Raw genomic sequence first — 21,803 nt, forward strand, 5'->3', positions numbered from 1 at the left:
GTCAGCGCGCCGCTGGTTTTTTGCGCGCTTCCGCGACGAGACGACGCAACGTCGGGAGATCGACAGCACCGGCGACGACCTGCGAGCCGACGATCAGCGCTGGTGTTCCGTTGAAACCGATCGCCTGGGCGATGCTATCGGTGCGCGTAAGCAGCGCGTCGATTTCGGCGCCACGGTTCTTCAAATCGCGTTGCAGACGGGGCCAGTCGACCTTGGCTTTGGCAGCCGCTGCCTTGACGCCCGCGCTGTCGAGCCGCGCCGGCGAGGTCATCAGGGCCTCGTGAAAGGCGGCATGCCTGCCCTGCCATTGGCTCGCGACAGCCGCGCGTGACGCCTCACGCGAGGCAGGTCCGAAGATCGGCCAGTCCCGGTACACGACCCGTACCTTCGGGTCGGAGCGAAGCAGGGCGTTCAGCACCGGCTCCATGCGACGGCAATAGGGGCAGTTATAGTCGAAAAACTCGACAACCGTGACGTCGTAGGTCCTGCCGGCGCGCTTGGGAGCCACGGGATCGTCAACGACCGCCTTGCGCGACAGATCGGGCTGCTGGGCCATGAGAGGCGTGATCGGCGCGGCGAAGGCAAGCGCGGCCAGGAGGCCCCGAGACAACAGGTTGCGACGATTCATCGGTGTTTCCTTGCTAATTCGATTCCATCGGCGAGCGCAGCGCGTGACAATTCACCGAGCTGGAGCTGTACGATCGTGCCGTCGCCCGCAACGAAGGCCGTTGCGGGATACCCCGCCACCTTCAGGGCTTGAGAAAGGCCACGATCGGGGTCGAGCGCGACATGGCGCGCTCCGATATTTTCACGGCCGAGAAAACCGCTGACGATCGCTTGCGCCTCGCCCTGATCGGCAAGAAGGATCGGGACCTCGCCAGGGCGCGACGCAACCGCATCGAGCATCGGCAGCTCACGCCGACACGGACCGCACCATGTCGCCCACAGGTTGACCACGAAGGGCCTGCCACGGAAGCGATCGAGTGGAAGCGGCGCGCCGGACGGGGTTGTCAGGTTGAGATGATAGGGGAACGGGCCGTAGGTCACGGGAGGGATCAGCGCCTGAAGCGAGAACCAGAGGCCACCCGCAACAGCCAACGCTCCCCAGCCTGCCGCCAGCGCGCTTGAGCGGCCAAGCCGGATCGCCAGCATCGCCGCAGCGCCCAGAAGCCCTGCAACGGGGGAAAAGCCACCCTGCCACACGGCAAGGATGGACAGCGGAGCGCCGGTGTAGCTCGACCAATGCGCTGCGACGTAACCGATCCGTGCCGTGACCAGTCCAGCGACGATGGCGCTGGTGGAGACCGTCGATACGCGAGGGAAGCGGAACCGACCGGCCAGTGTCGTGAGGCCAAGGAACACGACGATGCACAGCACGGCAAGCCCGCGATCGACGGCCAGCATCAGCGGCCCGATGGCAATCGCACCCGCCATCAGAGAAACGCGGCCGCGCTTTTCCAGAGCATGTAGGCCGCCACCACGAAGATCAGGACGGCGAAGACCGTGGTGAGCGTGCCGCCCGTACCGAGGCGCTTCGCGATGCGCGTGCCGATCAAGCCGCCGACAACTCCACCGGCGATGAACACGAAAGCCAGCGGCCAGTCCACCAGACCCGAAAATGCGTAATTGGCGGCCGTCGTCAGCCCGAACGCGGTGACGGCGATCAATGACGTGCCGACGGCGTTCAGGATCGGCATGCCCGTCGATCCGATCAGGCCGGGGACGATCAGAAAGCCCCCGCCGATGCCGAAGAAGCCCGAGAACAGACCGGTGCCGAGGCCGTAGCCCAGCACCTTCGGCGCCTTTTCCCGGTTGCACTCCGCCCCCGGGTTGCCCGTGTCACCGCGCCCGCGCAGCATCAGGACGCCGACGACGACCATGACCAGTGCGAACAGGAACAGGAGCTTGCCGCCGTCGACGGCCTTGCCCGCGGTAGAGCCGAACAGGGCGCCGATGACGCCGGCGGTCGCATACATGCCGCCACAGCGCCATTTGACGTTATGCGCCCTTGCATGGCCGATCAGCCCCGTGGCGGCGTTAGCCGCGACGGCGAACGCGCTCGTGCCGATGGCGAGATGGGCGTCGGGCACGCGCACCAGATAGACCATGAGTGGGACGGCGAGGATCGAGCCGCCCCCGCCGACAAGCCCGAGGGTAAAGCCCACCAGGCTGCCGGATAACGCACCCAGCAGATACTGGATCGGTTCGAGGGTCATGCCGCTTTGCCGATCTTATGCGGAGCCGCCATCCATTCATGGCCTTTCAGCATGCCTTGCCAGTAAATCGGGGGCAGCATCCGCTCCTTCAGGAACCAGGCAGCGCGCGTCGGGCGCGTGCCGTTCAGCAGCCACGACGGAAAGCTGGGGAGCAGTTTTCCACCATAGCCGAACTCGGCGAGGACGATCTTGCCGCGCTCGACGGTGAGCGGGCACGACCCATAGCCGTCATAGTCGACAACAGGAGGCTTGCCTTCGAGTGCGGCGAGCGCGTTGACCGCCACCACGGGTGCCTGCTTGCGGGCTGCCGCAGCCGTCTTCGCATTGCTCGTCCCCGCAGCATCGCCCAAGGCAAAGACGTTGTCGTATCGCTTGTGGCGCAGCGTCGCCTCATCGACCTCGACGAAGCCGTTTGCCGCCGCGAGCGAACTTTTGGCAACGACGTCATGCGACACCTGCGGCGGCACGACGTGGAGCATGTCGAACCCGCGCTCGATCCGCTCGCTGACACCGTTCTGCTTGCGCTCGAAGGTGGCAATACGCCGATCGGCGTCGACCGCGACGAGGTTGGATTCGAGCTTGAGGTTGATCCTATACTTCTCGACATATTCCATCAGCGCAGGGACATAGGTCGCGACGCCGAACAGCGCCGCACCGGCGTTGTGAAATTCGACGTCGATCGCGGGGAGAACACCGCGTTCGCGCCAGATGTCGCAGGACAGGTACATCGCCTTTTGAGGCGCGCCGGCGCACTTGATCGGCATCGGCGGTTGCGAGAACAGCGCGCGTCCCCGCTGCAATTCCTGGACAAGCTGGTAGGTGTAGGGCGCCAGATCGTAGCGGTAGTTGGACGTGACCCCGTTGCGGCCCAACGCTTCGGTAAGCCCCGCGATCTTCTCCCACGCCAAACGCAGGCCGGGGGCGACGATCAGGACACGATAGGCGATCGTATCCCCGTCGCCCAGGGTGATCGCCTGACGCTCGGGGTCGATGGTGATCGCCGGCAGCCGGATCCATTCGACGCCCTTGGGCATGACATCGGCTTCGGCCTTGCGGGTCTGTTCGGGGGTGAAAACGCCTGCCCCGACTAACGTCCAACCGGGCTGGTAATAATGGTCCCGGGCCGCATCGACGACCGCGATCGACACCTTGGCGTTACGTTTCAGGATGCTGGCGGCGGTTGCGATGCCCGCAGCTCCGCCTCCGATGATGACGATGTCGTAGGTCATTTGCCGGTTCTTTCGGACCGGCGAGCGAGCGCCGGCTTCAGATCGGCCAGGTCGTACCCGGCTGCCTTGGCCTGACCGACGATCGTTTCGGGATCGGCATGACTCGCCTCCGCCAGCGCCCATAGGGTAGCCGCCCGCGTGCCGCTTCGGCAGAAGCCGAGCGTCGGTCCCGGCAGCGCAGTCAGCGCTTCCTTCATCCGGTCCGCATCGGCATCGGTCGCCTTGCCCGGCACGATCGGGACATGGGCGAACGCAAGGCCGTGTTCTTCGGCGATCCGGGCCATCTCGTGTGCGCTCGGCTGTCCCTGCTCCTCGCCATTTGGCCGGCTCGAAACGATCGAGCGAAACCCCGCCTGTGCGGCGGCAGCGACATCATCCCGGGTGAGCTGGGGAGCAGCCGAGAAGGACGGTGTGATCTTCTTGAAGGCCATGTAATGTCTCCTGTCCGGTCACGCCGAACGGCGTGGGATGAGTGCGAAGCGGTGGATGGCTGCGCCGAGCGCCATTGCAGCGGTGAAGAGCAGCGCGGGGGCAGGCTGGATCGCGAGCGCGGCGATGGCGGGGCCGGGGCACAGGCCGACAAGGCCCCAGCCTATGCCGAACAGGGCGGCACCGCCGAGGAGGCGCGCGTCGATCGGCGACGTGGCCGGCGTATGGAATTGCTCCGCGACGATCGGCGTAGAGCGTCCACGCACGATGAGCCAGGCTATCGCCATCGGCAGGATCGCTCCCGCCATGACGAATGCCAGGGTCGGGTCCCAGGCACCGGCGACGTCGAGAAACGCCCGTACCCGCGCAGGATCGATCATGCCGGACACGGCGAGGCCGGCGCCGAACAGCGTGCCGCTGACGAGCGAAAGAAGGCTCTGGCGCATCACGATACCACTCCCGCGAGACGCATGAGGGTCACGGTGGCGATGCCGGTCGCCATGAACGTGCCGGTCGCGACGATGGACCGCGGCGACAGGCGCGACAGGCCGCAGACGCCGTGACCGCTGGTGCACCCCGCGCCGAGCCGCGTCCCGATCCCGACGATCAGCCCGGCGACGGCGATCAGCCCGAGCGACGTCGGGAAGCGAGCTTCCACATTCACATTGGCTGCGGTCAGCGCCGCGCCCAGGGGCAGCCCCGCCGTGAAAAGCAAGGCCATCATCCAAGGCGCTCCCCCTTCAGAGAGAGCGAGGACACGCGCGAACATGCCGCTGACCCCGGCGATGCGGCCGTTGCCCAGCAACATGATCGCCGCAGCGAACCCGATCATCAGGCCGCCGATGAAGCCGGCAAGCGGCATGGCATGGGGAAATCCGGGCATCACAGCGTATCCAGTGGAATCTTGAGGTAGCGGGTGCCGTTGACTTCCGGCTCCGGCAGATGGCCGCCGCGCATATTGACCTGCACCGATGGCAGGATGAGCTTGGGCATCGACAAGGTGGCGTCCCGACTGGTGCGCATCGCGACGAAGTTGTCTTCGTCCACCCCCTCATGAACGTGGACGTTGCCGACGCGCTGCGCGCCCACGGTCGTCTCCCAGACATACCGGTCGCGCCCCGCAGCCTTGTAGTCGTGGCACAGGAACAGCCGCGTCTCGTCGGGCAACTGCATCAGTCGACGGATCGAGCGGAATAGCTGGCGCGCATCACCACCGGGGAAGTCTGCGCGTGCGGTGCCGTAGTCCGGCATGAACAGGGTATCGCCGGTGAAGACTGCGTCGCCGATGACATAGGCCATATCGGCGGGGGTGTGCCCCGGCACATGCAGCGCGATGGCCTCGATGTCGCCGATCGTAAAACGGTCGCCATCGTCGAACAGGTGGTCGAACTCGGAGCCGTCCCGTTCGAAGTCGGTGCCGGCGTTGAAAATCTTGCCGAAGACGTTCTGCACGCGAATGATGTCGCGGCCGATCGCGAGCTGACCGCCCAGCGCCTTTTGCAGATAGGGCGCCGCAGACAGGTGGTCGGCATGAGCATGGGTTTCGAGCAGCCAGTCGACCGAAAGGCCGTGCTCCCGCACATAAGCGATTACCGCATCCGCCGACGCCGTATTGGTGCGACCGGCCGCAGCGTCGAAGTTCAGGACACTGTCAACGATCGCCGCCTTTCGCGTGGCGGGGTCCCAGACGACGTAGGTCGCGGTGTTGGTCGGCTCGTCGAAGAACGAGTGAACGACCGGCGCTACCGCCGCCTTCGCACGTTCAATCTGCGCAACTGCCTCATTCAACGCCGATTCCACGATCGCCTCCAATTATTGATTTCATGGTTTATGTAGTTGTGTAATCCGCTTGCGTCAACGGGCTGCCCGTGCCATCTGAAAAGCATGGAAACGATGGATGCAGACGTACCGCGCTCGTTGCGCATCGGGGACGCGGCCCCGAATTTCACCGCCCGCACGACGCAGGGCGCGATGTCGCTCGATCAGTATCGTGGTCGTTGGGTCGTGTTCTTTTCGCACCCGGCTGATTTCACGCCGGTCTGCACCAGCGAGTTCGTGGCCCTGGCGAAGGCCGCACCGCAATTCGAGGAGCTCGACTGCGCCTTGCTCGGGCTGTCGGTTGACAGCCTGTATTCGCATGTCGCCTGGTTGCGCGCGATCAAGGATGTCTTCGGTGTAGAGGTGCCGTTCCCGGTCGTGGAAGACCCGTCGATGGCGGTGGGTTACGCCTATGGCATGCTTGACGAACAGGCCGGCGACGCCTCGGCCGTGCGCGCGACCTATTTCATCGATCCTGAGGGCATCATCCGTGCGCTCAACTGGTATCCGATGAACGTCGGGCGATCGGTCGACGAGATGCTCCGCACGGTGAGGGCATTGCAGCGATCGGCCGATGGGCAGGCCTATACGCCGGCCGACTGGCAGCCGGGTGACGACGTCCTGCTCCCGCCCGCCTTGCCGTGCAGCGCCGGTGCCGACTGGTTTCATCAGTTGAAGGCCGATCGATGACGGCGATCCATCAATCCCGCGCGATCGCCGATGCGGCGGTCGAAAAGCTGCGCGTGTTCGCTCAACCCCAGCGCCTCATGATCCTGTCCTATCTGCTGGGCGGTGAGCGGCAGGTTGCGGACATAGAGGCTGCGACCGGCGTGACCCAGCCGGCCCTCAGCCAGCAGCTTGCCGAGCTGCGCCGCGCCGAGCTGGTGAAGACGAGACGCGAGGCAAAGCAGGTCCATTACCGGCTCGCCGATGACGCAGCCGCAATGTGCGTGCGCACGCTCGAGGCGATATTCGGCGCCGATGATCTAGCCGTGCATGAGGCAGCGCCCGCTTCCCGACCGTCGCGAGCGCGCGGGGCGTCGGCTGCCACGCGGCCGCAAAATATAGGCGCAGCCGTATTTGCGAGGGTCGGATAATCATTCCGGTTTCGAAAGGACAAACCAGATGCGGCTTCCCGCTATCGCAGTTGCAGGATGCTTGGCCGTCATGAGCAGTGCCGGGTCAGCAGGCGTCACCGCGCAACAACCCGTGATTGCCGGCTATGGCAGGATCACGCCGGTAGAAGGCGCGGTTGAGCGGCCGGACCACTCGCTGCGATATCGTGTGCTGTTCAGTGTGACGAAGGCGGCGTCATCTCCCGACAAGGTCAATCCCTCGCTGGAGAAGGTCGCACGCTTCCTGAACCTGCTCGGGGCGGACGGCGTGCGGCCGGCACAGGGAGATGTGATCGTGATCGTCCACGGGCCGGCGACACCGATTATTGCCGATGATGAGGCATATGCGACGAAAACCGGTGCCACGACGAACCCCAATCTTGCCTTGATAGCGGCGCTAAGGCGGGCAGGCGTGTCCGTTCGAGTGTGCAGCCAGGCTTTAGTCGGGAATGGGATCGCTCCGGTCACGGTCGATAAGGCTATCGAAGTCGATGTCTCGGCTCTCACCACAATGGCGACATTGCAGATACGTGGTTGGGCGCTGATCCCTGACTGATCGTACCGAACTTCCTGTTTTATCATTCCAGTCCGTAACGCGGCCGGTGTCACAACCGTCCGGTTGTGACACCTGCGTAGCACCCCAGCTTTTCCGCGGGTCTACAGGTGTCGGAACCCCGTGTCAGAATGGCAGGTTGGAAGCGACTATGCGCGATTATCCTGCGGTGATACCCAGGATGCCGCTCTGCTGCTCCACGCGGAGACCAATCCGCGGTGGGGTTCGGTCTGCCACGACCCGCAGGTAAAACATGTACGGTACTCAACTAGTCTTCTGCGGCTGAGCGGCCCTTGAGCGGTGGAGCGCGGTCACGCGCTTGACGTGGGCGATGCTGCACCCGGCGAGCTCCGCGGTCTTCGCGATGCTCATGCCCGCCTCGCGCAGACCTACGATGCGCCGGTGGTGGGCGAGGTCCGGCTTGCGGCCGGTGTACCGCCCCGCCCGCTTGGCAATCTCGATGCCCTCGCGTTGCCGCTCGCGCCGGGTCTCGTAGTCATCCCGCGCCGTCTGCAGCGCGACCCGCAGCAGCATGTCCTGCACCGCCTCCAGCACGATGCGCGCCACGCCTGCGCTATCAGCTACCAAGTCCGACAGGTCCACAATGCCCGGCACCGCCAGCCGAGCCCCCCTGCCCCGGATAGCATCCACCAGCAGTTCCGCTTCCTGCAGAGGCAGGCGGCTGATGCGGTCGATCTTCTCGGCCACCACCACCTCGCCCGGCTGCAGGTCCGCCACCATGCGCAGCAGCTCCGGCCGGTCCGGTCGCGCGCCCGACGCCTTCTCCCGGTATACGGCCGCGACATAAAAGCCGGCCGCCCGCGCACCAGCCACAATGCTCTCCTGCCGCGTCAGGTCCTGCTCGTCCGTGCTTACCCGCAAATACACCCGCGCCGCCCTAACCTCGCTGCCTGCCACCTGCTCATCACTCCTACTTGGCGTTGTTGGGTATACCCGGATGAGCTACGCAGTGGGACGGCAGCTCAGAGCCGATCGTGCCGATGCTGCCGAGCTTAGCCAAGCAAGCCGAACCTAGCGAGCTAGGCTGCTATCTCGATCGGCGATCGTCAGTGCACGCTTGCTCGGGCCAACTCGGCCAAAGCGCTGATCACGACCACCCAGCGCGCGGCGGCGGTCGAGCTTTCCTTCTCCCGCACCTCCTCCAGATAGCCGTCTGCCCAGGCGATCGCCTCGGACAGGCCGAGATCCCGGCGCAGATCGATCGCGATCGCCCACGCCTCCTCAAGGATCGGTTGTACCGCTCGGCCACTTGGAGCGTCGTTCCCTAGCTTGTTATGGCCCTCGACGGCGAGAGAAGCGGGATCAGTCATCAGGGTAGATCTCGTCTGGCCAGAACTCGACCGTCCCCGAATTCGGCGGTGTGGCACCAGTCGCATGAGCAGGCGGCAGAACGGGATGATCGCCGTCGAACGCGATCCGAACGGCGGCACCGGCTGACGTGGCAGCCTGGAAAATCACCTCGACTGGACGGCCATTGCGCAGCATGCCACCAATCCAGGGAGCGCGGTCCGCGGTCAGATAGCCGATCTGGACATTCCGACTGCTGAACACCGCAATCGCATGCGGGTCCGCCGGGTTCTTCGGCTCAGGAACCAGCTCGATCGGTTCGCCGGGCCCGCAAAGCAGGATCTCGAAGCGCCGGTTGCCGCCATCCGCATTGGGATGGTTCGCGCCGACGACGTGCAGGCTCATCTGCTTCATGCTGTCACCTGTGACCGGGCTGTCCCGATCAGCTCAGCGTGCGACCGAACCATAGCACCCGTCCCACGATGTCGATCCGGCTGGGATTGATGTCCTGCCAGCTCGGATAGTCGGGATTGTCGCTCCTGATCGAGATGCCGCGACCCGAGGGCTGCCGCGCCAGCCGCTTGACCATCAGGCTATCGTCCAGCCGCAGGACGTAGATGCCGTCGCGTAGCCGGCTCACCCCATCCTTGCGATCAACGAGCACATCGTCACCATCGGCGAGCGTCGGAGCCATCGAATCGCCCTTCACCTGAATGATCGACAGGCCATCGGCCGAGCCTTTGGTTCGCTCGCGGAGCCAGCGCGGATCGAAGCCGATCGACGTCCGGCGCGCCTCGCCAAAGTCGGCAGCCCCGTAGCCGGCCGACGCATAGACATCGAGCACCGGCACCTGCTGCAGCGTTGGCTTCTCCCACTCCTGAGGACCGCCGAGCACCGTCTCCTTCACCCCGAAATAGCTGGCAAGAAGGCGACGGTCCTTCTCGTCGAGCCGCTTGGGCGTACCTCGTTTGATGAACTGCTGGATGTATGCGGGATTGCGGCCGAGCATGCGCGACAGCGCGGCATACTCCTCCTTGCGCTCTTCAATGAGCCGTTGGAGCGCCTCGCGCGGGTGTTCGATCGTGGCGATCATCATAGGGGATTTCCTACAGCACCGGGACAACGGTATAGAACAGAACGGGAACGGAGTAAAGCGAGTCGCGACGCATGGACGGGGATCTGCTACCGAGGATCGAGACTTTTCTGGCACGGGTGGGCCTCAGCCCGACCCGGTTCGGCCGCATCGTCGTCCACGATCCTCGGTTCGTATTCGACCTGCGGGCCGGCCGCCGGCCACGTCGGCGCGTTCACGCGCATGTGCATGCCTGGCTGCTGCAGAACGGGGCGTGAGGCGGGACGCTCCAAAAACTCGCGCATGTCAGAGGCTCCCCACTCGCCAAGCCGACAAGACCTTGCGCACATAGGCTGGCGTCTCGCTGTTGGCGGGAATGCCGCGCGCCCGGATGACAGCCGCAGGCCCGGCGTTGTAAGCGGCCAACGCCAGTGTCACCGACCCGAACTTGTCGAGCATGGCTCTCAAGAAGCGAGCCCCACCATCGACGTTCATGCGAGCGTCCAATGGATCGAGCACCCCAAGCGCTCGTGCGGTCGCGGGCATCAGCTGCGCCAATCCCATGGCACCAGCGCGACTGACCACGCCAGGCTGGTAAGCTGATTCCACCGCGACCAATGCATCGAGCAAACCGTTCGGCAGCGCGTGGCGAAGCTCGGCGGCACGGATGAAGGCGAGGAATCGGTCGCGTCCTTTCGGTGGCGCGGCTCTCGTCGCAGACACGGACATGACCTTGGGATCGGCTGGCGCGGTCGAAGACCATTGCGCTGCGGTCGTCCGGTGCTCGATCAGCGCGAAGACGGCAGCTGAAGCATCGTTCGCCTCGGCTGAACTCGGTTCCGGGTTGGCTTGCTGCGCCAGTGCAGGTGAGGCCCAGGCCAGCAGCGCTGCCGCCGCGGGGAAAAAGGTTCGGATCATCATCGCCTCGCATCAAGTATTTTCCTCTTCCTCGGATTAGAACATAGTGCGAACATGGTGCTGTAGGAAAGCGCTTAGCCCGAGGGAGCGGAGGCGGCGGCGCGGGGCGCGTCACAGACAGCGAGAGCCCTCATGACCTTCCACAATCCACACCTCGCCAGCGGTGCCGACAGCGGCCGCACCATCGTCGAGGCGCTCGGCGGCCATTGGACGCCCCGAGGCGGCATGTGTCGGTGCCCGGCACACTCCGACACCACGCCGTCTCTCAGCGTCCGCCCGGGTCGCAGACGCCTGCTGTTCCACTGCTTCGCCGGCTGCGAGACTCGCGATGTGCTCGACGCGATTGCAGCGCTCCGCCTTCCCGGCGGTGCGCGCGTGGTGTTTGGCACCGACGAGCCAATCGACACACGAAAGCCCGCAGTGGAGCGGCTCTGGTCCGAGGCACGCCCGCTCCGTGACAGCCCTGCATCGCGCTATCTGGCGGGACGCGGGCTCATCGGGACCTCGGCGCTTCGTTTCCATCCGCGCACACCGCAAGGGCGGCAGCCGCTCACACGGTTTCTGCCGGCGATGATCGCGGCAGTGACTGACGAGAGCGGGCTCGTCGCCGTGCACCGGACGTTCCTCAGTCGGGATGGACTATCCCTCTCCTCCCGCCAGCCGGCACGTGCCGCGCTGGGTTCACTCGGCAGCGGTCTCGTCCGCCTCGTGTCGGCGAGCAATCGCCTCGGCTTGGCGGAAGGTATCGAAACCGCCCTCTCCGCCTCCCGACTCTTTGGCGTGCCCTGCTGGGCCACGCTCGGAGCCGAACGCTTCAAGCGGATCACCCTTCCCGCGTCGGTCACGGAGATCATCCTGTTTCTCGACCATGATGCCGCCGGGCACCAAGCCGAGACGGTGGCGCGCGAGCGCTTCGCCGACCGGCAAATCGAGGCCCGCTACCCGGCCCAGCCCGGTGCGGACTGGAACGATGTCCTGCGCGCACCTCCACGGGGCAGGATGACGACCGGACGATAGAGGGGAGGAGATCGGACACTTCGTGCCCCGACGTCGGCGCTGGAGCCGGCCGGGCCGGAGTCTCTGCCATGACCGCTGCCGCGCTTCGCCTCGAAGCTCCTGCCGATCCCGTCCTCGCCGTCGCGCATCGCCTTGGCGACTTCCTCCAGGCCGGCGAGACGATCGACGCCCGCCTGCTGCGCGACCTACTTGCCTCCGCGACAGGCCGCTCCGCCGCCGATGGCGGCTGGTCGATGCGCCACGCCTACGATGCGCTCGAACTCGCGCAAGTGCTCTGGCTGGCGTCAGCCGGTGCGGGCATGGACCTTTCCAGCCCGTCGGTCGCGCTGGACGCTCTGATCGATCTGGGCCGCCGACTGCCGACACAGACGGTGCGCACCGAAGACCAGCTCGCCTTCCAGCAATTCTCCACCCCTGCCCCGATCGCGTGGGCGATGAGCGTGGCGGCACAACTCCGCTCCTCCGACACCGTGCTCGAACCCTCCGCCGGCACCGGATTGCTCGTCTGGCCCGCGGCGAAGCTCGGCGCCGCCCTCGTGCTCAACGAGATCGATTCTGGTCGCCGACACTGCCTCGAACTGGCCTTTCCACAGGCCCGGATCAGTGATCACGACGGCGAACTCTTGGACGATCTGCTGCCGGTCGACGTCCAAGCCGACATTCTCCTGATCAACCCGCCCTTTGCGCGCTCCATTGGCCGCCCGGTCGACCGGCATGCGGCCGCTCGGCACCTGCACGCCAGCCTCCGCCGCCTCAAGAGCGGCGGCCGCGCGGTCGCGATCATGCCGAGCTGGTTCGACCGCCAGATGCTTGGATCGGAAGCGACCATCCGCCTCGACGCGGTCCTGCCCCGCGGCCTGTACGTGAAGCACGGAACCGGCATCGCCGTCCGCCTGCTCGTGCTCGACAAGGTTCCGGCTCCAGATAAGGGCCAAGCCGAGCTGGAGATGACCGGCCTCCCAGCGTTGCTGGACGCTATCCAACACCTGCCTGCTCGCGCTGGCCCGAGTGACCCGCTGCCGCGTACTCCGAGCGCGCGGCTGTCTCTGTTCCGCCGCCCGTCACAAACCTCGGTGGCGCCGCGCCCCCAGCCGGGCGCAGCCGAGCCCGACGGTGAACAGCCTATCGAGGTGGTGACCCTCGATGATCCCGCACCCGAAGGCGAGCCGGCCGGCATCTACATGGCATGGCGCCCCAGCCGTCTGGTGCTGCCAGGGGCCGCAGAGCATCCCACGCCTTTGGTCGAGTCCGTCGCCATGGGATCAATCGCGGCCCCCAAGCCGGCCTACCAGCCTCGCCTGCCCTCCAGCGTCGTGCGACAGGCCCTCCTATCGGCCGCGCAGCTCGAGACGCTCGTCTATGCCGGCGGTGCCTTCGAGCGCGACCTGCCCGGCCGCTTCGTCGCGGACGAGGCCGGCACCGACCTTAAGATAGCGGAGGACGGGACCACCTATCGACAGGGCTTCTTCCTCGGTGACGGCACCGGTGCCGGCAAGGGCCGGCAGATCGCCGGCATCATCCGCGATCAGAGTGCCCGCGGGCCCAGGCGGCACATCTGGCTCAGCAAGAACGAGGCACTGCTCGAGGACGCGCGGCGCGACTGGAGCGCGCTCGGCGGCATGAGCCTCGACGTGCAGCCGCTGTCGCAGTGGAAGCTCGGCACGCCCATTACGCTCGACCAGGGCATCCTCTTCGTCACCTACCCGACGCTCCGCTCGGGACGGGAGGAGGTCACCCGTCTCCAGCAGATCCTCGACTGGGCGGGCGAAAGCTTCGAGGGCGTAATCGCGTTCGACGAGGCGCACGCGCTCGCCAACGCCGCCGGAGGCGAGGGTTCGCGCGGTCGCATCAAGGGCTCGGAACAGGGCCTCGCTGGTTTGCGGCTCCAGAACCGCCTACCCCGCGCCCGCGTCCTCTATGTCTCGGCGACGGGCGCATCGGACGTCGCCAACCTGAGCTATGCCAGCCGGCTCGGCCTGTGGGGCCCCGGCACCGCCTTTGCCACCCGCGAGGCGTTCATCACCGGTGTCCGCGCCGGCGGCATTGCCGCCATGGAGCTCGTCGCGCGCGACCTGAAGGCGCTCGGCCTCTACACCGCGCGGGCGCTCTCGTTCGCCGGTGTCGAGTATGATCTGCTGGAGCATGCGCTCACCCCCGAGCAGGTCCGCGTCTACGACGCCTACGCCGAGGCCTGGGCGATCATCCATCGCAATCTTGGCGCAGCGCTCGAGGCGACCCGCGTGGTCGACAGCGCGTCGGGCTCGACCCTCAACGCCAATGCCAAGTCGTCCGCGCTCTCCCGCTTCGAGAGCGTCAAGCAGCGCTTCTTCGCCCAGCTGCTGCTCTCGGCCAAGCTGCCGAGCCTGCTGTCGGCGATCGCCACCGATCTCGAGAACGGGAACGCGGTCGTGGTGCAGCTCGTCTCGACGTCCGAAGCCATGCTCGACCGCCGGCTCGCCGACCTCGATCCAGCCGAGCGCGAGACGCTCGAGATCGACCTTTCGCCGCGCGAATATGTCGTCGACTATCTGGTCCGCGCTTTCCCAACGCGGCAGATGCGGGTCTTCACCGATCCTGACGGCAACGTCCGCTCCGAACCCATGGTCGATGACCAGGGCCATCCCGTTCACTGCCGGGCGGCGATCGAGGCCCGCGACAGCATGGTCGAGCAGCTCTGTGCGCTGCCGCCGGTCGCGACCGCCCTCGACGCCATTCTTGAGCGGTTCGGCACGGACCGTGTCGCCGAGGTGACCGGCCGCACCCGCCGGCTCGTGCTCGACCGCGCCGGTCAGCAGCGGCTCGAACGCCGAACGCCGCGCAGCAACCTTGCTGAAGCGCAGGCCTTCATGGACGGCACCAAGAAGCTGCTTGTCTTCAGCGATGCGGGCGGCACCGGCAGGAGCTATCATGCATGCCTGAAGGCCAAGAACCAGGCGCGGCGTGTCCACTATCTGCTCGAACCCGGCTGGCGCGCCGATGCGGCCATTCAGGGGCTCGGGCGGACTCATCGGAGCGCGCAGGCGTCCGCCCCCTTGTTCCGGCCGGTCACCACCGACGTGCGCGGCGAACGCCGGTTCATCTCGACCATCGCGCGGCGGCTGGATGCGCTTGGCGCGCTGACCCGGGGGCAACGGCAGACCGGCGGCCAGAACCTCTTCAACCCGGCCGACAACCTCGAGAACGACTATGCCAAGGACGCGCTCACGAATTGGTATCGGTTGCTGTTCGCCGGCAAGCTCCAGTCGATCACCTGCGCGGACTTCCAGGATCGATCCGGCCTCGCGCTGGAAGCAGAAGGCGGCGGCTTGCGCGACGATCTGCCGCCGATCCAGCGCTGGCTTAACCGGCTCCTCGCCTTTCCGATCGCGCTCCAGAATGCAATCTTCGAGGAGTATCTCGGGCTCGTCGAGGCACGGGTCGCCGCGGCACGCGAAGCCGGAACCCTCGATGTCGGTGTCGAGACGCTCCTCGTCGAGACACTGACGGTCAGCGATGATCGTATCCTGCGGACCGATCCGTCGAGCGGCGCGACGAGCCATCTCCTCACCCTCAATCTCGAACGGCGGCCCCGGCCGCTACGACTGAAGGCGGTCCTGCGGCTCGCCGGGCGCGAAGGCGCTTGCCTCCTCGTCAACGATCGCTCGGGCCGCGCGGCGGTACGCCTTCATGCCCGGAGCCTTCTCACCGAGGACGGGCTGCCGCTCCGGCGCTACGAGCTGGTCCGGCCCCTCCGCCGCGAGCATATCGGCCATGGTCAGTTCGAGGAAACACACTGGCGCCCCACCAACAGCACGGCCTTCGCCGCAGCATGGAACGCTGAGGTCGAGGAGGCGACGGCATCAACCCACACCGAGACGATGCATCTCGCGACCGGATTGCTCCTGCCGATCTGGGATGCTCTGCCCAATGACCATGTCCAGGTGCTGCGGGTCGTCGACGAGAAGGGCCGGTCGTTCCTCGGCAGGCCCGTTCCCGCGGCCGCCGTCTCTGAGCTGGGTCGCCGGTTCGGTCTCGACCTCGACGGCGCCGTTCCGGTTCCCGCCTTGGTGTCGGGAGTGCTGGAGACCGGCCGGTCCTGTGCCATCCCCGGCACGCTCTCGGTCCAGCTGAAGCGCTCGCTGGTGGGTGGCGAACGGCGGCTCGAACTCGCCGGCTTCGATCCTGCCCGCCTCGGCGAACTCAAGGCGCTCGGCTGCTTCACCGAGATCATCCGCTATCAGACCCGATTATTCGTCCCCGTGACCCGGGCAGCGGAGGTCGTCGAGCGCCTGTCCATCGGCCAGTGAGCAGTCGACACGACGACGCTCATCCTCTATTTAGGTGGTACCACTAGAAAGGATTGGTGATGGAGCGGGCGATCACAGCGAGCGACGCGAACCAGCGCTTCTCCGAACTGCTCCGCGAGGTGCAGGAGGGCGAGAGCTTCGTCGTCACCTCGCGCGGTCGCCCCGTCGCCAAGGTCACGCCGGTTGACGATTTCGAGCGGCAAGGCCCCGAGATCGACGCTTTGCTCGACTTCCTCTCTGCCCTGCCCCGCCGCAGCGGCCAGGGCTGGCGACGCGAGGATCTGTACGAGTGAGCCGTGTCGCGTTCGACACCAACGTCCTGGCCTATATCGCCGGGGTCGATCGCCATCCTGACGATGCGGCAAAGATCGACGCCAGCCGCGCGCTCCTGAGTCAACTACGGGGGCGGGCCTCGCTGATCGCCCCGGTCCAGGTCCTCGGCGAGCTCTACGTTGTCCTGAACCGATCGGGTGCCTCCCGCGAGGAAGCGCGTGAGACGGTGCTGCGCATGACCCGAGCATTCGGGACAGCGGACAGCAACAGCTCGGCCTTTCTCTCGGCGCTCGATCTCTCCAGCGCCCACCAGCTGCAGCTCTGGGACGCGCTGATCCTCAACGCCGCCGCCGAGGCAGGATGCGCGCTGCTCCTCTCCGAGGACATGTCGAGCGGCTTCGCGTGGCGCGGCACTGTCGTGATCAACCCCTTCGCCGCATCGCTCGACGAACGCCTCAGCCGCCTGATCGCCTGATCGCCTGATCGGGCATTCCCCGAACCGTTTGAGAGAGGAGGACGCGTCGGATGGCGCGAGCCGGCGTGAGCGCACGCGGGCTCGTCACCAGGAGTGAAGACGATGATCCAGACTATCCCGCTTGCCAAGCTCGTGCCCTCCAAGCGCAATGTCCGCCGCCGAAGCGATGCCGCCGCCGACGCCCAGCTCCGTGCCGACATCGAAGCGCGCGGCCTGCTCCAGAACCTGATCGTGACTGCCAACAAGAAGCCGCGCGGCACCTTCGCGGTCGAGGCCGGTGGCCGTCGCCATGCCGCGCTGAAGGCGCTTGCCGAGGAGGGCAAGCTCGCCGCCGACTTCGCGGTGCCCTGCCTCGTGCTCGACGATCTCGGCAGCGCGGTGGCCGAAGCGAGCCTGGCCGAGAACTTCCAGAAGCTGGCGCTGAACCCGGCGGACGAATGCCTCGCCTTCCAGCATTTCATCGAACAGGGTTCGGACGTCGACGGCGTGGCCCGCCGGTTCGGCGTTACCGTGCGGTTCGTCGAAGGCCGCCTCCGGCTCGCGAGCCTCGCGCCGGTCGTGTTCCAGGCACTCGCCGACGGCGTGATCACTCTCGACATCGCCAAGGCCTATGCCTCGACTCCCGACCGGGAGCGCCAGGCGCATGTCTTCGACCAGATGAGCCGTGGCTATGGCGGGGCGCACCCGGACAGCATCCGGCGCATGATGACGCAGGCGACCGTCTCCGCCGCCGATCCGCGCGCCCGGCTTGTCGGCGAGGACGCCTACCTCGCAGCGGGCGGCCGCATCGACCGCGATCTCTTCGCCGACGACACCTCTACCCGCTGGCTCGACATCGCCATCCTCGAACGGCTCGCCAACGAGAAGATGGACGAGGCCGCCGCGACGCTCGCCGCTGAAACCGGCTATGCCTGGATCCGCCCAACGCTCGACCGCTATGTCGACTGGCAGCAGACCGAAGGTCTCGAGCGGGTCGAGCTCGAGCCCGCGGCGCTGACCGACAGCGAGCAGGAGCAGGTTGCAACGCTTGAGGCTCAGGCAGCGGACAAGATCGCCCTGCTGGAAGACGAGGCGAGCAGCGACGAGGACCGTGCACAGGCCGAAGTCGAGCTCGAGACCATCGAGAAGGCGGTCGAGGCGATCACCGACAAGCCGCCGGTGCTCGACGAGGCGCTTCGACCCCAGATCGGCGCCTTCCTCGTCCTCGGCCCCGACGGCACGCCGCGGCTGCACCAGACGCTCTACGTCGAGCGGACGCCGCAGGAAGAGAATGGGCCCGACGATGCCGATCACGAGGCGGGCGAGCCTGCCCCTCGGGCCGTCGGTCTCTCGCAGCGACTGACCGACGAGCTTGCCATCCAGCGCCGCGATATCCTCGCGGTCCATGTCGCGGCCGATCCCGACTTCGCGCTCGATCTCGCGATCTTCCTGATGGTCGACCGCAAGCCCGGCCACGGAGTGGAGCGGTACGGCTCGTCGCTCAGCGCCCGGCCGCCGCAGGAGCCGGTGATCGGGCTCAAGACACCCGAAGCGCCCGCCACCCTCGCCCGGGTGGAAGCCGGCCAGGCGCTCGATCGCGGCTGGACCACTCTCGATAGCGCCGAGGCGCGGTTCGACGCCTTTCGCGCGCTCGGGCCCGACGAACGAGCGGCGTGGCTCGGCCACGCGGTTGCCGACAGTCTCGAGGCGAGCGTTGCGGGCACGGGCACTGGCGGCTGCCGCTTCCACGATCATCTGGGCCATCTGCTCGACATCGACGTCGCCGCCTGGTGGCGGCCAACCGCGGCAAACTTCTTCGACAAGGTCACCAAGCCCGTCATGTTCGACGCTCTTGTCGAGATCGACGGACCCGCACTTGCCGCGCGCTACGGCAATGCCAAGAAGGCCGACCTCGCCGCCGCCTGCGAGAAGATCTGTGCTGGCGACTTCATCGGCGAGGTCAGCACCAAACAGGCGGCACGGGCGTGGCTGCCGGCCGCAATGCGCTTCGCACCCGAACTTGCCCGGCAAGCTGAAGGCGATCCGGCCACGCTGCCGGACGAAGCGGACGCCAGCGCGACCGAGCTCGATCATGCCAGCGACGTGATCGACCGCGACGCTGCCTGAGCGGCACGCGGCATTCTGGGGCGGCCTCCACCGGAGGTCGCCCCTTTGTCTTCGGCTTCGCGAGAGAGGGGAGACGGCTGTCGCCGGGGCGAGCCGATCCGGCTCGTGATCGAAAGGAGCCGCGCGATGCGCCACAGCCGATCCACCCCGCCGACCAGCCCCGCCGAGACAATTACCAACGTTATAATCGAACGCCTGAAGGCCGGCGTCAGGCCCTGGCGCCAACCCTGGACCGGCGGTCCTGTCTCCCGGCCGTTGCGCGTCTGCGGAACGCCGTATCGAGGGGTCAACGTCATCTGGCTCTGGATGGCGGCACAAGCACGCGGCTTCGGCTCGCCGACCTGGATGACCTACCACCAGGCAGAGCTGCTCGGAGCCCAGGTGCGCAAGGGCGAGCGCGGCACGATCGCCATCTTCTACAGAAGCTATACCAAGGAGATTGAGGATCCCGCGACGGGCGAGCGCGAAGACGAGGCGCGCCGCGTGCTGAAGAGCTTTACCGTCTTCAACGTCGACCAGATCGAGGGGCTGCCCGAGCGGTTCCGGCCCGAGCCCTCGGCCTTGCCCGAGCCGAGCGCGCGTGACCGCGAGCTCGACGCCTTCTTCGCTGCCATCCCGGCGTCGCTGCGCCACGGCGGCGGCGAGGCCTATTACATGCCCTCGACCGACCAGATCACCATGCCGGAGGTGTCGCAGTTCCGGACGCGCGACCTCTACCGGTCGACGCTGGCGCATGAGCTTGCGCACTGGACCGGGCACCGAAGCCGGCTGGACCGCTCGCTGAGTGGTCGCTTCGGGAGCGACGCTTACGCCGTCGAGGAACTGGTCGCCGAGCTCGCCTCGGCGATGATCGGCGCCGAACTTGGGCTGCCAGTCGACCATCTCGACGATCATGCGAGCTACCTCGGCAGCTGGCTCAAGGTCCTCAAGACCGATGCCCGCGCGATCCTAACCGCGGCCGCGAAGGCCGAGGAGGCCTCCGCCTATCTGCTGAAGCTCGGCGGCGCCGAGCGCCCCGCCGAGCTCTCGCTCGCCGCCTGACCCGCGCCCTCTCGGCGGCCCGCAGCGCTCGCCGCTGTACCTCCTCTCCTCAGGAGATTTCCTCATGACCTACGACGTCGGCTACCGCTTCGCGCAGGCGCTCGATCCGAGCGGCCTCGACACCATCGCTGCCTGCCTCCACGCCATCCAGGCCGCTGCCAAGGACTGCCGGAACGCCGGCAAGCCGTTCGAGTCCGACCCTGCCGTGGTGCTGCTCGCCCAGCACCTTGGAGCTGTCGCGACGACCACGATGCCGGATCGGCCGGCCCTTCGCACGCTCTGCGGCGATGCTTTGGCCGAGATCGCGCGCACCCCGCTGCTCACCCTGCTCGCGGCGCGCGGCGTCGACCATGACGCTGACGCCAAGCGGACCTTCCACACGGAAGCACGACGGGCGCTGAAGCGGCTTGCCGACGCGCTGCACCTCGAGCGCGGCCGATACGACATTCGCGTCTGTGCTGGCGGTCCAGCGGTGTCGGGCGAGGTCATCCTCCACGGGGACGAGCTCTACTGCCAGGTCTCGATCGGCGGCTTCGGGCCGGGCGAGATCCTGTTCCGCCGCTGCCGCGGCCGGTCCGACTATGTCGGCGAGCGCAACCATTGGGCTCGCATGACCGAGCTGGTCGACCACGTTCGGCTGGCGGCACGGATTGCGCGCGAGATCGGGCTGGCATGCTTGCCTGAAAGCCAGCCGAGGCTCGTCGCCTGAGAGCCGGATACGAGGTCCGGCCAGTGCCGCGGTGCGGGCGCGAGAGGCCCTCTACCCGCCGGCGATCCAGGCGCAACCCGCCCGCCTGCGGCCCGTGTTGCCTCGCCTGGGCTGGCGCCCTCGCGAGGCGGCCCGCGCCAGCCTTGTCGGGGGGTGGCGCCCGGCCCTGATGCCGCCGGGTGGGAGGGCACGCGTCGCCGCAGATCCGCGGCGTCTGACAGGAGACCTCTCATGCCGACCACCCTTGCCGCCCAGCTCGCTGCGCTCGAACTCGGGCATCTCTCGATCGCCAGCGATCCCGGGGCGCGTCTCCTCGCCCGACCCGAGCCGGAAGCAATCGACCAGACGCTCGCAGCCGTCTGGTCAGACCTGTTCGCGCTGTTCACCGACACCATCCTCGAGGACCAGGCCGAGGAGCTCGGCTGGGGTTTCGTGAACCTCTTCCATCGCGCCGCTGCCAAGGCCTCGACCCGCATCGACCGGGCGACCGACGAGATCCGGCTGCTGCTCGCGACCAACGACGGCTCGGAGGTCCACACCGCTGAACTCGAACAGCAGGTCGAGCGCGCGCAAGCGGCCGAAGGCGAGATGCTGGCGCTGGAGGCACTCCGCGAAACGGCGGCCGCGCTCTACCTCGCCGAGACCGGATCGTCCTGGAAGCCGGCCGGCGGCTCGCGGCTCAGCCACGATGCGCTGAGCACCTCCGCTGTGGTCCAGGGACGCGAGTTCCTGAAGGCCCGCGCCGAAGGCAAGCGCCGGGCCGCGATGCCCGAGGGCACGCCCGTCGTCTTTGCCGGCGGGCGGCTGAGCTTCGGCAGCGCGGACGATGCCAAGGCCTATGGCGATGCAATCTGGCGCACGCTCGACCGGGTGCGCGCCAATGTCGCGGACATGGTCCTCGTCCATGGGGGCGACGGCAAGGGTGCCGACCGGCTCGCGGCGTCATGGGCCGAGCGTCACAAGGTGCCGCAGATCGCGTTCAGCCTCGACACCCGGCTCGGCGCCCGGGCAGGCTTCCGCCGCAACGAGCAGATGCTCGGGTTGAAACCGCGCTACGTCGTCGCTTTTGCCGGCAACGGCGTGCTGGAGCGGCTCGTCATCCAGGCCAAGGAGCGCGGGATTGCCGTCGTCGACCGGCGTGGTCCGCTCGGCACCAACCCCAAGCACCACGCCCGTACCTCGGGCGAAGCGGTCGCGGCTTGAACCCTTTCGGGCGCCGCTTCGGCGGCGCCCTTCTT

Annotated in this window: 25 protein-coding genes; 12 read left to right on the top strand and 13 right to left on the bottom strand. The window is 67.2% G+C overall.

Annotated elements, in window-relative coordinates:
* Position 1: 1 nt before the first annotated feature.
* The 8 genes from CRO12_RS15460 to CRO12_RS15495 are packed head-to-tail and all read right to left on the bottom strand — an operon-like array spanning position 2 to position 5,662.
* On the bottom strand, positions 2 to 628 hold the full coding sequence (locus tag CRO12_RS15460; RefSeq protein ID WP_056432835.1) for a DsbA family protein: 627 nt from the start codon (positions 626 to 628) through the stop codon (positions 2 to 4).
* Positions 625 to 1,434, bottom strand: coding sequence for a TlpA family protein disulfide reductase (locus CRO12_RS15465; RefSeq protein WP_018251199.1), 810 nt, complete (start codon positions 1,432 to 1,434; stop codon positions 625 to 627). The genes CRO12_RS15460 and CRO12_RS15465 overlap by 4 nt, the downstream gene beginning before the upstream one ends.
* Positions 1,434 to 2,216, bottom strand: coding sequence for a sulfite exporter TauE/SafE family protein (locus CRO12_RS15470; RefSeq protein WP_018251198.1), 783 nt, complete (start codon positions 2,214 to 2,216; stop codon positions 1,434 to 1,436). Before CRO12_RS15470 ends, CRO12_RS15465 begins: the two co-directional genes overlap by 1 nt.
* The gene (locus tag CRO12_RS15475; protein WP_018251197.1) at positions 2,213 to 3,445 is read right to left on the bottom strand and encodes an NAD(P)/FAD-dependent oxidoreductase; all 1,233 of its coding nucleotides are present in this window, start codon (positions 3,443 to 3,445) and stop codon (positions 2,213 to 2,215) included. The genes CRO12_RS15470 and CRO12_RS15475 overlap by 4 nt, the downstream gene beginning before the upstream one ends.
* Complete coding sequence (locus CRO12_RS15480; protein WP_018251196.1) at positions 3,442 to 3,876, bottom strand: protein tyrosine phosphatase family protein; 435 nt, start codon at positions 3,874 to 3,876, stop codon at positions 3,442 to 3,444. The genes CRO12_RS15475 and CRO12_RS15480 overlap by 4 nt, the downstream gene beginning before the upstream one ends.
* A gap of 18 nt (positions 3,877 to 3,894) precedes the next feature.
* Positions 3,895 to 4,320 carry a DUF6691 family protein gene (locus tag CRO12_RS15485; protein ID WP_018251195.1) on the bottom strand — a complete coding sequence of 142 codons (426 nt, stop codon included), beginning with the start codon at positions 4,318 to 4,320 and terminating at the stop codon, positions 3,895 to 3,897.
* Entirely contained in the window at positions 4,320 to 4,757 is a 438-nt protein-coding gene (locus CRO12_RS15490) for a YeeE/YedE family protein (protein ID WP_170172224.1), read from the bottom strand. Before CRO12_RS15490 ends, CRO12_RS15485 begins: the two co-directional genes overlap by 1 nt.
* A complete protein-coding gene (locus CRO12_RS15495; RefSeq protein ID WP_193568886.1) occupies positions 4,757 to 5,662 on the bottom strand; it encodes an MBL fold metallo-hydrolase in 906 nt (301 codons plus the stop codon). The genes CRO12_RS15490 and CRO12_RS15495 overlap by 1 nt, the downstream gene beginning before the upstream one ends.
* A 96-nt stretch (positions 5,663 to 5,758) precedes the next feature.
* Here CRO12_RS15495 and CRO12_RS15500 point away from each other — a divergent pair, with 96 nt between their 5' ends.
* From CRO12_RS15500 to CRO12_RS15510, 3 genes are all read left to right on the top strand, one after another.
* Complete coding sequence (locus CRO12_RS15500; RefSeq protein ID WP_018251192.1) at positions 5,759 to 6,382, top strand: peroxiredoxin; 624 nt, start codon at positions 5,759 to 5,761, stop codon at positions 6,380 to 6,382.
* Positions 6,379 to 6,789, top strand: coding sequence for an ArsR/SmtB family transcription factor (locus CRO12_RS15505; RefSeq protein ID WP_018251191.1), 411 nt, complete (start codon positions 6,379 to 6,381; stop codon positions 6,787 to 6,789). Before CRO12_RS15500 ends, CRO12_RS15505 begins: the two co-directional genes overlap by 4 nt.
* 70 nt (positions 6,790 to 6,859) lie before the next feature.
* Entirely contained in the window at positions 6,860 to 7,363 is a 504-nt protein-coding gene (locus CRO12_RS15510; protein ID WP_018251190.1) for a DsrE family protein, read from the top strand.
* A gap of 261 nt (positions 7,364 to 7,624) precedes the next feature.
* Here the strand turns inward: CRO12_RS15510 and CRO12_RS15515 are convergent, their stop codons facing one another.
* From CRO12_RS15515 to CRO12_RS15530, 4 genes are all read right to left on the bottom strand, one after another.
* On the bottom strand, positions 7,625 to 8,278 hold the full coding sequence (locus CRO12_RS15515) for a recombinase family protein (protein ID WP_056432838.1): 654 nt from the start codon (positions 8,276 to 8,278) through the stop codon (positions 7,625 to 7,627).
* 149 nt (positions 8,279 to 8,427) lie between these two features.
* Positions 8,428 to 8,691 (bottom strand): hypothetical protein, encoded by a 264-nt coding sequence (locus CRO12_RS15520; RefSeq protein ID WP_097064854.1) that lies wholly within the window; start codon positions 8,689 to 8,691, stop codon positions 8,428 to 8,430.
* Positions 8,684 to 9,082, bottom strand: a complete 399-nt coding sequence (locus CRO12_RS15525; protein WP_097064855.1) for an HIRAN domain-containing protein — start codon at positions 9,080 to 9,082, stop codon at positions 8,684 to 8,686. The genes CRO12_RS15520 and CRO12_RS15525 overlap by 8 nt, the downstream gene beginning before the upstream one ends.
* A gap of 28 nt (positions 9,083 to 9,110) precedes the next feature.
* Positions 9,111 to 9,764, bottom strand: a complete 654-nt coding sequence (locus CRO12_RS15530; RefSeq protein ID WP_272695614.1) for a S24 family peptidase — start codon at positions 9,762 to 9,764, stop codon at positions 9,111 to 9,113.
* A 71-nt stretch (positions 9,765 to 9,835) separates the two neighbouring features.
* Between CRO12_RS15530 and CRO12_RS15535 the strand changes: the two genes are divergently transcribed.
* The gene (locus tag CRO12_RS15535; RefSeq protein ID WP_097064856.1) at positions 9,836 to 10,018 is read left to right on the top strand and encodes a hypothetical protein; all 183 of its coding nucleotides are present in this window, start codon (positions 9,836 to 9,838) and stop codon (positions 10,016 to 10,018) included.
* 28 nt (positions 10,019 to 10,046) lie between these two features.
* On the opposite strand, the gene CRO12_RS15540 is transcribed toward CRO12_RS15535, so the two are convergent.
* Positions 10,047 to 10,661, bottom strand: coding sequence for a lytic transglycosylase domain-containing protein (locus CRO12_RS15540; protein ID WP_097064857.1), 615 nt, complete (start codon positions 10,659 to 10,661; stop codon positions 10,047 to 10,049).
* 129 nt (positions 10,662 to 10,790) lie between these two features.
* Between CRO12_RS15540 and CRO12_RS15545 the strand changes: the two genes are divergently transcribed.
* The 8 genes from CRO12_RS15545 to CRO12_RS15580 all read left to right on the top strand — a co-directional run bounded on the left by CRO12_RS15545 (position 10,791) and on the right by CRO12_RS15580 (position 21,768).
* The gene (locus tag CRO12_RS15545) at positions 10,791 to 11,675 is read left to right on the top strand and encodes a DUF7146 domain-containing protein (protein WP_097064858.1); all 885 of its coding nucleotides are present in this window, start codon (positions 10,791 to 10,793) and stop codon (positions 11,673 to 11,675) included.
* A 68-nt stretch (positions 11,676 to 11,743) separates the two neighbouring features.
* The gene (locus tag CRO12_RS15550; protein ID WP_097064859.1) at positions 11,744 to 15,961 is read left to right on the top strand and encodes a strawberry notch-like NTP hydrolase domain-containing protein; all 4,218 of its coding nucleotides are present in this window, start codon (positions 11,744 to 11,746) and stop codon (positions 15,959 to 15,961) included.
* A gap of 59 nt (positions 15,962 to 16,020) precedes the next feature.
* The gene (locus CRO12_RS15555; protein WP_097064860.1) at positions 16,021 to 16,254 is read left to right on the top strand and encodes a type II toxin-antitoxin system Phd/YefM family antitoxin; all 234 of its coding nucleotides are present in this window, start codon (positions 16,021 to 16,023) and stop codon (positions 16,252 to 16,254) included.
* The gene (locus tag CRO12_RS15560) at positions 16,251 to 16,709 is read left to right on the top strand and encodes a PIN domain-containing protein (RefSeq protein WP_097064861.1); all 459 of its coding nucleotides are present in this window, start codon (positions 16,251 to 16,253) and stop codon (positions 16,707 to 16,709) included. Before CRO12_RS15555 ends, CRO12_RS15560 begins: the two co-directional genes overlap by 4 nt.
* Positions 16,710 to 16,811: 102 nt before the next feature.
* Positions 16,812 to 18,815: a ParB/RepB/Spo0J family partition protein gene (locus CRO12_RS15565; protein WP_097065114.1), complete on the top strand. Its 2,004-nt coding sequence runs from the start codon at positions 16,812 to 16,814 to the stop codon at positions 18,813 to 18,815.
* A 126-nt stretch (positions 18,816 to 18,941) separates the two neighbouring features.
* Positions 18,942 to 19,856 carry an ArdC family protein gene (locus tag CRO12_RS15570; RefSeq protein ID WP_097064862.1) on the top strand — a complete coding sequence of 305 codons (915 nt, stop codon included), beginning with the start codon at positions 18,942 to 18,944 and terminating at the stop codon, positions 19,854 to 19,856.
* A gap of 64 nt (positions 19,857 to 19,920) precedes the next feature.
* Positions 19,921 to 20,565: a hypothetical protein gene (locus CRO12_RS15575; protein ID WP_097064863.1), complete on the top strand. Its 645-nt coding sequence runs from the start codon at positions 19,921 to 19,923 to the stop codon at positions 20,563 to 20,565.
* Between the two features lie 231 nt (positions 20,566 to 20,796).
* On the top strand, positions 20,797 to 21,768 hold the full coding sequence (locus CRO12_RS15580) for a DUF2493 domain-containing protein (RefSeq protein ID WP_097064864.1): 972 nt from the start codon (positions 20,797 to 20,799) through the stop codon (positions 21,766 to 21,768).
* Positions 21,769 to 21,803 lie beyond the last annotated feature (35 nt).

This window comes from Sphingomonas guangdongensis, from assembly GCF_900199185.1.
Taxonomy (GTDB): Bacteria; Pseudomonadota; Alphaproteobacteria; order Sphingomonadales; family Sphingomonadaceae; genus Sphingomonas; species Sphingomonas guangdongensis.